12 protein-coding genes are annotated in these 12,284 nt (G+C 41.8%); 9 read left to right on the plus strand and 3 right to left on the minus strand.

What is annotated here, in order from left to right; genetic code table 11:
• Positions 1–38 precede the first annotated feature (38 nt).
• Genes PQ461_RS15055 through PQ461_RS15065 form a run of 3 tightly spaced genes read left to right on the plus strand, consistent with a single transcriptional unit; the run spans position 39 to position 1,935 of the window.
• Positions 39–689: a FadR/GntR family transcriptional regulator gene (locus PQ461_RS15055; protein ID WP_274206356.1), complete on the plus strand. Its 651-nt coding sequence runs from the start codon at positions 39–41 to the stop codon at positions 687–689.
• A 5-nt stretch (positions 690–694) separates the two neighbouring features.
• Positions 695–1,528 (plus strand): sulfite exporter TauE/SafE family protein, encoded by an 834-nt coding sequence (locus PQ461_RS15060; RefSeq protein WP_274206357.1) that lies wholly within the window; start codon positions 695–697, stop codon positions 1,526–1,528.
• A 5-nt stretch (positions 1,529–1,533) separates the two neighbouring features.
• Positions 1,534–1,935, plus strand: a complete 402-nt coding sequence (locus PQ461_RS15065; protein WP_274206358.1) for a DUF1634 domain-containing protein — start codon at positions 1,534–1,536, stop codon at positions 1,933–1,935.
• On the opposite strand, the gene PQ461_RS15070 is transcribed toward PQ461_RS15065, so the two are convergent.
• Positions 1,936–2,454 carry a 2'-5' RNA ligase family protein gene (locus PQ461_RS15070; protein WP_274206359.1) on the minus strand — a complete coding sequence of 173 codons (519 nt, stop codon included), beginning with the start codon at positions 2,452–2,454 and terminating at the stop codon, positions 1,936–1,938. It abuts the gene before it with no gap.
• 125 nt (positions 2,455–2,579) lie between these two features.
• Between PQ461_RS15070 and PQ461_RS15075 the strand changes: the two genes are divergently transcribed.
• Positions 2,580–4,991 carry a glycoside hydrolase family 3 N-terminal domain-containing protein gene (locus PQ461_RS15075; protein WP_274206360.1) on the plus strand — a complete coding sequence of 804 codons (2,412 nt, stop codon included), beginning with the start codon at positions 2,580–2,582 and terminating at the stop codon, positions 4,989–4,991.
• Between the two features lie 33 nt (positions 4,992–5,024).
• The gene (locus PQ461_RS15080; protein WP_274206361.1) at positions 5,025–5,741 is read left to right on the plus strand and encodes an NUDIX hydrolase; all 717 of its coding nucleotides are present in this window, start codon (positions 5,025–5,027) and stop codon (positions 5,739–5,741) included.
• Between the two features lie 56 nt (positions 5,742–5,797).
• On the opposite strand, the gene PQ461_RS15085 is transcribed toward PQ461_RS15080, so the two are convergent.
• Positions 5,798–7,930 carry a sensor histidine kinase gene (locus PQ461_RS15085; protein ID WP_274206362.1) on the minus strand — a complete coding sequence of 711 codons (2,133 nt, stop codon included), beginning with the start codon at positions 7,928–7,930 and terminating at the stop codon, positions 5,798–5,800.
• A 105-nt stretch (positions 7,931–8,035) separates the two neighbouring features.
• On the opposite strand from PQ461_RS15085, the gene PQ461_RS15090 reads away from it, so the two are divergent.
• The 3 genes from PQ461_RS15090 to PQ461_RS15095 all read left to right on the plus strand — a co-directional run bounded on the left by PQ461_RS15090 (position 8,036) and on the right by PQ461_RS15095 (position 10,058).
• Positions 8,036–8,482 carry a response regulator gene (locus PQ461_RS15090; protein ID WP_274206363.1) on the plus strand — a complete coding sequence of 149 codons (447 nt, stop codon included), beginning with the start codon at positions 8,036–8,038 and terminating at the stop codon, positions 8,480–8,482.
• A 443-nt stretch (positions 8,483–8,925) separates the two neighbouring features.
• Complete coding sequence (locus PQ461_RS21250; RefSeq protein ID WP_443192773.1) at positions 8,926–9,042, plus strand: T9SS type B sorting domain-containing protein; 117 nt, start codon at positions 8,926–8,928, stop codon at positions 9,040–9,042.
• Positions 9,042–10,058, plus strand: coding sequence for a PorP/SprF family type IX secretion system membrane protein (locus tag PQ461_RS15095; RefSeq protein ID WP_274206364.1), 1,017 nt, complete (start codon positions 9,042–9,044; stop codon positions 10,056–10,058). The genes PQ461_RS21250 and PQ461_RS15095 overlap by 1 nt, the downstream gene beginning before the upstream one ends.
• Before the next feature lie 14 nt (positions 10,059–10,072).
• On the opposite strand, the gene rpoN is transcribed toward PQ461_RS15095, so the two are convergent.
• The gene (rpoN, locus tag PQ461_RS15100; RefSeq protein WP_274206365.1) at positions 10,073–11,548 is read right to left on the minus strand and encodes an RNA polymerase factor sigma-54; all 1,476 of its coding nucleotides are present in this window, start codon (positions 11,546–11,548) and stop codon (positions 10,073–10,075) included.
• 163 nt (positions 11,549–11,711) lie between these two features.
• Here rpoN and mscL point away from each other — a divergent pair, with 163 nt between their 5' ends.
• The gene (gene mscL, locus PQ461_RS15105) at positions 11,712–12,104 is read left to right on the plus strand and encodes a large-conductance mechanosensitive channel protein MscL (RefSeq protein WP_274206366.1); all 393 of its coding nucleotides are present in this window, start codon (positions 11,712–11,714) and stop codon (positions 12,102–12,104) included.
• The last annotated feature ends 180 nt before the right edge of the window (positions 12,105–12,284 follow it).

The following is a 12,284-nucleotide window of genomic DNA, read 5'->3' on the forward strand; positions in this document are numbered from 1 at the left end:
AAATAAACATCGTATGTTTGTATTGTTATTATTTAGTTATGCAAAAAGAGAAGCTGTCAGAAATAGTAGCTGATAAAATAAAGCAGGACATTAAAGACAAAAAATTCAACGTTGGGGATAAAATTCCTGCCGAGCCGGAATTGATGAAGCTTTATAATGTCGGCCGTTCATCTATAAGGGAAGCCATTAAAAGCCTTGCCATGACTGGCGTTTTGCAGGTAAGGCAGGGCGACGGCACCTATGTTAATCAAATGGCAGCACAACTTCCGATTGAGCAGCGTTTGCGCAATTCAAATTTTGATGATATAAACGCGGTTCGCATCCTGCTGGAAGAAGAAATTGTACAGCTTGCCACAGAAAAACACACAGCCGATGATTTAAAGGCGATAGCCGAGCAGTTAGCTAAACGTAAAAAGGCCATTGAAAACGAAGATGTAAAGGCCTGTACAGATGCTGACATTGCCTTTCACATGGCCATTGCGCATGCATCGGGCAATACTGTTTTAGCCGGATTATACGAGTACTTCACACAAACCATACGTGCCTTTTTTTCGCAGAGGGAAAAGCATGGCATCACACATTTTGCCATGAGCCATCACCTTCACCAGGATTTGTACCTGGCTATTCGCAGTAAAAAGAAAAAACAGGCATCAGAGATCATTAAAAATATTCTTAACAATAATTATTAAAAGCCATGACTATTTTAACATTTACCCTGCTGTTAATTGCAGGTGCATATCTGGCAGGGCTGGTAGGTTCGCTAACCGGTTTAGGTGGCGGTGTTGTCATCATTCCCCTGCTTACCCTTGTATTCCACGTTGACATACGCTACGCCATAGGTGCGGCTTTACTCGCATCAATCGCCAACTCATCGGGCGCAGCAAGCGCTTATGTAAAAGAAGGTATTACTAATATAAGGCTGGGCATGTTTTTAGAGATTGCAACAACCGTAGGCGCAGTTGTAGGCGCAATAGTGGCTGTTTATACACCGGTTAATACCATTGCAATACTATTCGGCATCATCTTGTTATTTTCTGCGGTAATGACCATCCGTAAAAAAAACCACGAGGTTTTACTACAAGGCAGTCCGGCCGCGGCAAAATTAAAACTCAATAACTCTTACCCTACAGCTAAAGGCCCGGTTAATTATCAGCTGAAAAACGTTGGGGCTGGTTTTGGTATCATGACAGTGGCAGGCGTATTTTCCGGATTGCTGGGGATAGGATCAGGTGCTCTTAAAGTATTGGCCATGGATTCAACCATGCGTATACCCTTTAAGGTAAGTACTACCACCAGTAATTTTATGATAGGTGTTACCGCTACAGCAAGTGCTATTGTTTACCTGCAACGCGGTTATATGGATGCTGGTATTGCATTCCCCGTTGTGTTAGGTGTACTTGGCGGCGCATTTACCGGGTCAAAATTACTTTCAAAAATTGATGCAAAGGTTTTAAAGTACATTTTCTGTGTAGCCATTGTATTTGTTGCTGCCGAAATGATGTTCAACGGTTTTAACCATAAATTTTAAACTTCATGAAAAAGCTATTTTCAAAGCATTTACTTGCCGATCAGGATATTGAACAATTAATAGGCATTCAACTACGTGCCGGGGTGGTTACAGCAAGTATTATCGTATTAATAGGCGGCATACTTTACCTCATCCAGTCGGGCGGTAGCCTGCTTCCATCTTACGCGCATTTTGGTGGTGAAAAAGCCGAGCTGACCAGTTTTAGCGCAATATGGCAGGCGGTGATACATTTCCGCGCAAAAGGAATAATTACGCTCGGTGTAGTCATACTGATGGCTACGCCATTGCTGCGTATCATGTTTTCATTAGTTGGATTTGCTATTGAGAAAGACCGCATGTATGTACTGATCACCCTTTTTGTATTGATGGTGATGGCGTTCAGTATTTTCGGTGGACTAAAAGTATAATCAACCCTTAAACGGATAAAAGACATCAAATTCCCAGGGGCCTCCGCGGTAAGTCCACAAATCTAAGCCGATGCCTGTAATCTCGAAAGGCTCGAAATCAGCGTTCAACTTTTCAATCAGCGCTTTTGCCTGCTCTAATGTTACCTTGTTTTGTATGGTAATATGCGGGCGATAGCGCTGCCTGTCTTGCGGGATCAACTCATCCTTAAAACATGCAGACAACTGTCGGTGTAAATCTTGTAACGCGTCTGATTCAATCTTATAAGCCACACCTGCTCCAAGGTTTTGCATGCCTGTTATTTTTAATGCAACGGGCGCTTGCTTCACATCTTTCAATTGCTGTTTTGTAAAAGTATCATTAGGCAACTGATGAAAAAGCGAAATATGTGCTTTCAGGAAATTCCTCTCACGCGGGAAATAAAGTTCACGCTGCTTATCGAAAAACGCCTGGCTTTCGGCATCCATTCGTAAAGTTAAAATATAAGGCTGTATTGCTTCCAACGGTATTAACTTAAACAAGCACTAACGTTTAATCAATACTTATGGTTTAGCAGTGTGTAACAATCACACTTATTTGTCCTATAAATTTGAAGGTTTAACAAATTGATTTAAATTGCAATTCAATTGTAAGTTAACCTTTATTAATGAGAAATAAAACCTGCCTGTTACTCCTGGTGGCTTTATGCGCCTATAAAAATATTTCGGCACAAAGTCATGATATTTACCACAAGGGCTGGATAGACTTCAACAAAAATGGCAAGAAGGACATTTTTGAAGATCCGCAGCAGCCTGTGGAAAAACGTATTACCGACTTATTAGCGCAAATGACCGTCGAGGAAAAAACCTGTCAGATGGCTACGCTTTACGGTTACAAAAGGGTTTTAAAAGAGGAAATGCCAACCGAATCATGGAAACACGAGGTTTGGAAAGATGGCATTGCCAACATTGATGAGGAACTAAATAGCTTAACATCTTATACAGATAACGCAACTTCACAATATTCATATCCGTTCAGCAAACATGCTTCGGCAATAAATACCATTCAGAAGTGGTTTGTTGAGCAAACACGGATGGGTATCCCTGTTGACTTCACTAATGAAGGTATCCACGGCCTCAACCATGACCGAGCCACTCCCCTGCCTGCCCCAATTGGTATTGGCAGCACCTGGGACAAGCAACTGGTACGCAAAGCCGGACAAATTGTAGGCCGTGAAGCAAAGGCATTAGGCTATACCAACGTTTACGCTCCGATACTTGACCCCGCCCGCGACCAGCGCTGGGGACGTGTGGTTGAATGTTATGGCGAGGATCCTTTCCATATTGCTGAGTTAGGTAAGCAAATGACACTTGGCATACAGGAAGAGGGCGTTGCTTCCACATTAAAGCACTTTGCAGTTTACAGCGTGCCAAAAGGCGGCCGCGATGGCAATACCCGTACCGATCCGCATGTGGCACCACGCGAAATGTATCAGCTATACCTGTACCCATTTCGCAGGGTGATACAAGAGGCACATCCGCTTGGGGTAATGAGTAGCTATAACGACTGGGATGGCGTACCTGTAACCGGCAGCCACTTTTTCCTGACCGAACTGCTGCGCGAAAAATTTGGATTTAACGGATATGTGGTTTCTGACAGTGAGGCGGCTGAATATCTTTTCAGCAAACATCATGTTGCCGCGGATTACAAAGAGGCGGTGCGCCAGGTAGTAGAAGCCGGGCTTAACGTACGTACCAATTTCACCATGCCGCAAACTTTTATTATGCCTTTGCGCGAATTAATAAAAGAGGGGAAGCTATCTATGAAAACCATTGATGCACGTGTGGCAGATGTACTGCGTGTAAAATTCAAATTAGGTTTGTTTGATCAGCCATATGTTGCTGATCCGAAAGCAGCTGATAAAATCGTGCATACTGATGCCGATAAACAATTCAGCATACAAATGGATCGCGAAAGCATGGTATTGCTTAAAAATGCCAATAACCTGCTTCCGCTTAATAAGGCTAATCTTAAAAATATATTGGTAACCGGTCCTTTAGCTACAGAAACCAACTATGCCATCAGCAGGTACGGGCCATCGCACAACCCGGTTACTAATGTACTTGATGGTATAAAAAACTATGTGAGTAAAGGCACCAATGTAAACTATGCTAAAGGCTGCGATATTATAGATGCTACCTGGCCCGAAAGTGAAATTATTGAAACGCCGCTTACTGATAAAGAACAGGCAGACATTAACGAAGCTGTTGAAAAAGCGAAACAGGCTGATGTGGTGATAGCCGTTGTAGGCGAAGACGCTAAACGCGTAGGCGAAAGCTTATCGCGTACAGGGCTTAACCTACCCGGCCGCCAGCTTAAGCTGATACAGGCATTGCAGGCAACAGGCAAACCTGTTGTAATGGTAATGATTAACGGGCAGCCGCTTACCATCAATTGGGAAAACCGTTTTGTACCTGCTATTTTAGAGGCATGGTTCCCAGGTCCGGAAAGCGGAAGGGTAATAGCCGAAACTTTATTTGGCGACAACAACCCTGGCGGCAAACTCCCTATTACGTTTCCAAAAACCGTTGGCCAAATCGAGTTTAACTTTCCTTTCAAGCCAGCTTCACAGGCTAACCAGCCAACATCGGGCCCTAATGGCTACGGTAAAACCAGCGTTAACGGGGCGCTTTATCCATTTGGCTATGGTTTAAGCTATACCACCTTCGAATATAAAAACTTACAGGTATCACCGGACAAAGCCCAAAACCAGGCTGATATCAGCGTAAGTGTTGATGTAACCAATACAGGCAAGGTAAAGGGTGATGAAGTAGTACAACTATACCTGAAAGATAAGGTAAGCAGTGTTACTACATACGAATATGACCTGCGTGGTTTTGAACGCATAACCCTTGCCCCCGGCGAAACCAAAACGGTAAACTTTGTAATTCATCCTGATGATATGGCCCTGCTGGATAAAAACATGAACTGGACTGTTGAACCCGGAGCCTTTGAGGTAATGATCGGCAGCTCATCAGAAGATATCAGGCTTAAAAAAGAATTTGTTATAGAAGAATAATCTTTAAATACTTAAACCTACTAACTTACAATTATGCAAAAATACACTGGCCAAAAAAGAATGCTCGTCGCTGTAGACTGCATTGTTTTTGGCTTCGACGGAAACAACATTAAATTACTCCTGGTTAAACGAGCCATTGATCCGCATAAAGGTAAATGGAGTATGATGGGCGGCTTTTTACAACCCGATGAAACACCTGACAATGCAGCCAACCGGGTACTTGAACTGCGCACAGGGCTTAAAGATATTTACCTGGAACAAATGCATGTTTTTGGCAAACCCGATCGTGACCCAGTAGAGCGTACACTCTCTGTAGCATACTTTGCTTTAATTGACATTCATAAATACGAAAAGCAGTTGAATGAGGAATACCATGCCGAATGGTTTTTACTGACAGAAGTGCCGCCTTTAATTTTTGACCACGAAGAAATGCTGCGAATGGCAAAAAAACAATTGCGTTATAAGGCTGCGCTGCATCCAATTTTGTTTAACCTGTTGCCCGATAAATTTACTGTACCGCAATTGCAGGCACTTTATGAGGGTATTTATCAAGCCAAGTTTGACGATCGTAATTTCAGCCGTAAGGTTTTGTCAACCGGTTTGTTAATTAAGCTTGATGAAAAGGATAAGCAGTCATCAAAAAAAGGCGCGTTTTATTACCGGTTAAACCAGCAGGAGTATCTGGAAAACTTTGAGTCATTTTTGAATTTTGTCCCTAACCCAGATAAACTGTTAACCGATAAATCATAATGCCATTTTCTGAAGGATAAACACCTTTCATTTCCGCCTTTACAAATGGTATTATCTTAGCTCAGGTCTTTAGGTAACGATATCAGGAATGTTGCCCCCATTCCGGGTTCAGACTGCACCTCTATTTTCCCTTTGTGCTTTTCTATAATTCCAAACACAATGGATAAGCCTAAGCCTGTACCCTCTCCAACATCCTTGGTGGTATAAAAGGGATCGAATATGTGTTGCTTCACATCGTCGCTGATGCCAATACCGGTATCCCGTATCACTATGCTGATATGGTTTTCGTGGTCGGTAGTAATGATCAGGATATTCTCGTCATTATGCACGGGTTTGCTTTCAATAGCGTGGATACTATTGGTAATCAGGTTAATCAGCACCTGTCCTATTTTACCCGGATAGCAATTGATCAGCGGCAACTTATCTAATACAGGAGTTATTGAAATGTAAGCCGGTGTAGTACTTCTTAAAATCACAAGAGTACTCAACACTGCTTTATTAATATCGGCCGGCTTTAAGCTTTGCTCATCAGTACGGCTAAAGGTGCGCAGGCTGTCAACAATCTCTTTGGTTCGGCCCGCTCCTTCTTCAATACCATCGAGCAGTGTTGTTATTTCATCTTTAACAAAATCAACATCTATTTTTTTGCGGTACTGGGCAACATCTTTTTGCAGTTCGGTATTATCCGGCACCCTTTCAAATGCAACGTATTTATCAATTAACTCAAAAATCTCCACAAAATCCATCCTCAGCGGATTTACACTTGCGCTTACAAAGTTGATAGGATTATTAATCTCATGAGCTATACCTGCCGTTAACTGCCCCAATGAGGCCATTTTTTCGGTTTCCACCAATTTAGTTTGGGCAGCCTTTAAGTTCTCGATACTCCGCGACAAGTTTTGGTTGCTTTGTATCAGTTCGCGGGTACGTTCGCTTACCTTATTTTCAAGCAGGATATTTTGCTGGGTAATCAGCTTCTCGTTTTCAACTGCGATGGCAAGAGCAGCAATCTGCGATTCGCTGATCTGTTGGCGATAAAAATTGATCTTATCGGCCAGTGCAGCCGAAAACAAAATAAGCTCCAGCGCCGAACCATATAAAATAATATTAACCGTAAGTGTATTGTATATCACAAACCCCTGTGAACGGGCTATAGAAGTAATAATAGACAGGAAGAACAACGTCCACCCGAACATGAAATACTTGGCTGGCTTAAAGCCCTTAAAGTAAAGCATGGAGCCTATAACCAGCAGAAATATAGAAGTAGTTAAAGCACTGAATGCAATAAGCGTATAAGTAAGATGTATAAAACCGGCCATCAGGGTAAGCAATGGCAATGTGTAAATTGCAAACATGGCCCTGTAACTCCATAAAATGATATTCCCCTGCTGCTTGATCTGCAAAAACTCATATACAAAAAACAGTATCGAAAACCCGAAACAGACGCGGCAAACCGGCAGTACAATATCATTAATAACTTGTTTATCACCGCTGATCAGGTTTGTACCGTACCCCCTGAGCAAGATCTGTGTAAGGCCCAGAAAAATAATATACAATACGTAATAAACGTAACTGATATCGCCTACTATAAAGAACAGCACAAGGTTGTATACCGCCATAATTACGATAACACCCATGAATGCCCCTATCACCAGGTTTTGGAAATTGACGCTTTTCATAAACGAAGTGGCACTGTAAACCTCTACCGGTAAAACTGTAGTCCCGTTACTTTTTACACGCAGATATATGGTTTTGCTGGAATCGGGTAGGATAACGAAGTTGACGTGCGTAGTATTTTGTTCCAACTGGCTTAAGCTGAGGTGCGGGTAATCGGCCACAAGCCTGACAGGCTGTTTGCTGGCATTGAGGTAATACAGGTCAAATTCATCAATTACACTGCTGCGGATGCTGACCGGGAGATAGGGTTGCGTAGTTTTATTTTTAAGAGTAAGCTTTAACCAAATAACAGAGGTGGTGTAATTAATATGCGGTAAAGGCTGATTAACCTTATGAAATGAATTGCTTTTTAATACATCATAAAAAGTAAGCGTACCGTCCGGATCTTCTAACTGGGTGAATGTAGTATTAGGAATAAGTTTTGATTCGTTGTTATGAATAACCAATGTATCAGCAGCAAAAACAGATGCACAGCATAGGATAAGAGAAACGAACAACAGAAACTTTTTCATTAATACCGGCATCGTTGTATACACCGATGCAAGATAATAATAAACAAAACGTTTATTATATGATTAAAAATAGTGTTTGTGCTTAACCTTAACTAATTTTGCAATATGGAATACGGCGTATTATATATAGATGATGAAATTAATAATTTGAACAGCTTTAAGGCTGCATTCAGGCGCGATTTCAATATTTTTACGGCACAATCGGCTAAAGAAGGACGAAAGATATTAGACACTAATGAAATTGGTGTAATCATAACCGACCAGCGCATGCCAACCATGACCGGGATCGAATTTTTAGAGTCTATACTGCCCGTTTACCCTGATACCATTCGTATTCTTCTTACTGGCTTTGCTGACATTAACGCCGTTATGGATGCTATTAACCGCGGACAGGTTTATAAATACCTGGTTAAGCCCTGGCAAAATGAAGAGTTGAAAATGTACATTCAAAACTCGCTGGAAATCTATCATTTACGCAAAGAGAATAAAGAGCTTGCCCAAAAACTTAAGCTGGCCAATATGGAGCTTGAAGCTTTAATGAAATCACAATAAAAAGTATCTGGTTCATATAAGTTATGTATATTGGTCATGCATTCTGATGCACTCTAATTACTAAACTATTCTAAGGTGAACCTCCTGGTGCGATTTTTAGTTGCAGCCATTTAACGCTATGTGGCTCTCTTCTGTATGCGCTAAAAATTCAACATGTAAAGGCATTGAGTTACTGGCTGGACCACGATGATATTTTAAACCCAGTAGCAACACCACTTGAAATACCACCTATACCCTGGCGGCTACTTCGACCGATGGTTGCGTAAATTATTTGCAGGTAAATGTCTTTGTTTTAAAACTACCCGAAATACCCAACACTTTTACACCAAACAATGGTTGTGTTAACGATTTATGGTATATTAAACACCTGGAAGACCATCCTGATTGTACCGTGAAGTTTCAGCAGAAATGGTGAAAAGGTATTCTATTCTGTAAGCTATCATGTGCTGTGGGACGGGCGTTACAAAGGGCAGGATTTGCCTGCCGGTGTTTATTATTATATTATCAACCCTAAAAGCGGCCGCAAAACCATGAGCGGCTCTATCACAATTATCAGATAATGAATAAGTGCTTTAAACTAATCCTGCTGCTAATGCTGTTTTCGCACATAATAACAGCACAGCAACGCCCGCAATATACCCAGTATGTTTTTAACAACTATCTGCTAAACCCAGCCGTTGGCGGTATCGAAAATTATACCGATGTAAAAGCAGGTTTCCGCAAGCAGTGGACCGGCTTAGATGGCGCTCCGACTACATCATACCTCACCGTAAACATGCCTCTGGGTAGTAATTTTATAAACGGTGATGCAACGGCGATACCTGCAGGTGGCGGCGAGAACCCCATGAGCCGTTCTTATGTACAAAATTATATGGCAGCAGAACCGCATCATGGTGTTGGTTTAATGGTTGTAAATGATAAGGCAGGGCCATTAACACAAACCAATATTGATGCTACTTATGCTTATCATCTTGGACTTGCGCCCCGGTTAAACCTGGCAGTGGGCGTATCTGCAGGTATAGCACACATGGGATTAAATACATCAATGATTACGCTGGAAAACCCGTTGGATCCGGCTATTGCAAATGCCAATACCAGCCAGTGGTACCCTGATTTGGGTGCAGGGGTCTGGCTATATTCGCCAACCTATTATGTGGGTGCATCGGTACAGCAACTGCTTAAACAAACATTATATTTTAGCGCTAACAACGCTTATAACCAAAGCCAGACAGTGCCGCATTATTTCCTTACAGCAGGTATAAAACTTTTTGTATCAGATGATATCACCTTTATGCCATCCATCATGTTCAAGGTAATTAAACCGGTTCCCAATACTTTTGATATTACAGGTAAATTTGCCTTTAGGGAGAGGTTCTGGCTTGGCGGCGCTTATCGCCGCAATGATTCTGTGGCCGGGCTTATTGGCTTTAACATCAGCTCGTTTCTCAGTTTCGGCTATTCGTATGATTTTACCACGTCCAACCTTAACACCGTAAGCAACGGAACACACGAGTTTATTTTAGGCATCTTACTAAACAACCGCTACAAGGTATCGTGCCCTATGCGCAGCTTTTAAGCAGATACACTAAATTATACTTCCCTGCGTAACCTTGCAACCGGGATATTCATTTGCTCGCGGTATTTGGCAACGGTACGGCGAGCTATATTATAGCCACGTTCTTTAAGTATCTCTGTGAGTTTTTCATCGGCAAGCGGATGACGTTTGTCTTCACCACCAATACACTCTTCCAATATCTTTTTCACCTCCTTGTTAGATACCTCTTCGCCGCTTTCGGTTTGTATAGCCTCAGAAAAGAAAGATTTAAGCAGGTAGGTACCATGCTCTGTTTGCACGTATTTTGAATTGGCCACACGCGATACTGTTGATATATCCATACCAATACGGTCGGCAATATCCTTTAAGATCATCGGGCGCAGATTTTTTTCGTCGCCAGTAATAAAGAAATCATACTGGTACTGCATAATGGCATTCATGGTTTTTAACAGCGTTTGCTGGCGCTGTTTAATGGCATCAATAAACCATTTGGCCGAGTCGAGCTTTTGCTTAACAAACTGCACCGCCTCTTTCATCTTTTTATCCTTTTGCGATGCCTTGTCGTAATGCTCAAACATTTCCTGGTATGAGCGGCTTACGCGAAGCTCAGGAGCATTTTTAGCATTTAGTGTAAGTACCAAACGGCCATCATTGTTAATGATATGGAAATCGGGTATTACCTGAAGCTGTTTAGTATTTACAGTATTAGAGTCGCCCGGCTTGGGGTTAAGTTTTAAGATTTCGTTTACCACGGCACGCAACTCGTCCGAGTTCATGTTCAATGATCGCTCTAACTTATCGTAGTGCTTGCGTGTAAACTCGTCTAAATAATTTTGTACTACCAGTATGGCTTTTTTAACAACCGGATCTGTAAGGTCTTTACGGCGCAACTGAAGCAAAAGGCATTCCTGTAAAGTACGTGCCCCTACACCAGGCGGGTCAAAACTTTGAATTACCTTCAGCATTTCCTCTACCTCTTCGTCTTCCGCCATAACATTTTGCGAAAAGGCAAGATCATCCGTAAGCGACATAATAGGCCTTCGTAAATAGCCATCATCATCAAGGCTGCCGATGATCTGCTGGCCTATCTTAAAATCATGGTCGGTAAGTGGCAGCAGGTCTAATTGTGCCTGCAGGCTTTCAAAGAAAGAACTTTGAATGGCGATAGGCATCTCTTTACGTTCTTCCTCATCGTCGCCGTTTTGGTCATACCTTGATCCGTATTCATTCACGTTATCTTCCTGCAGATAATCGTCTATGTTGAACTCATCGTAGTCACCACCCTCATCATCGCTGCTGTTGTAATCATCATCAGGATCGCGGTCGGGGTATTGCTCCTCCGGCTCATTTAAGTTGGTAAGGCTCAAATCTTCAAGCGCAGGGTTTTCTTCCAGCTCTTCTTTGATACGGGTATCCAACGATACGGTAGGCACCTGTAACAATTTGATGAATTGTATTTGCTGCGGGGAAAGTTTTTGTAAAAGTTTTTGCTGAAGATTCTGTTTTAACATAATAGATGGCCCGGCCAAAATTACATCAATTAACTATAAAATAAAAGTTGGTTTCGGGTTTGATACATTAAAGCTAAAAGCGCATAATTGTTTTAAGCTTTTATAAATCATTTAACTTTTTTATCTTCCTTAAATTTTAACAAGTTAACTAAATACATGTATTATGGGTTTCATTAAAGAATTTAAGGAGTTTGCTGTTAAAGGAAACGTTTTAGACCTTGCCGTTGCTGTGGTTATTGGTGCCGCATTCAGCAAAATTGTAAGTTCGCTGGTTGAAGATATTATTACGCCTGCAGTTTTAACGCCTGTTTTAAAGGCCGCGCACTTATCAAACCTGAGCGAACTGATGATACCAGGTACAGCCATTAAGTACGGAAACTTTATTGCCCAGATCATATCTTTCATCCTCATTGCCTTATCATTATTTTTAATTATAAAAGCGGCTAACAGATTTAAAAAGAAAGAAGCCGTTGCGCCAACCGTTGAGCCCGCTCCTACTAAAGAAGAAATATTACTTACCGAGATAAGAGATATCCTGGCTAAAAAGCCTTTATAATAATTTAAGCTTAAAGCCTGTACAGTCACTAAACGTGACTGCCATCACGATATATCAGCCTTGCATTAACTGCAAGGCTTTTTTTGTGGGTAAAATTTCAAAAAAACGGCGGTGGAAATTAAGGCCGGCCAAGCCCATAACCGGTGATGAAGATCATATCTGAACATGCTTTCTATCAAA

It is taken from the genome of Mucilaginibacter sp. KACC 22063, from assembly GCF_028736115.1.
Classification (GTDB): domain Bacteria; phylum Bacteroidota; class Bacteroidia; order Sphingobacteriales; family Sphingobacteriaceae; genus Mucilaginibacter.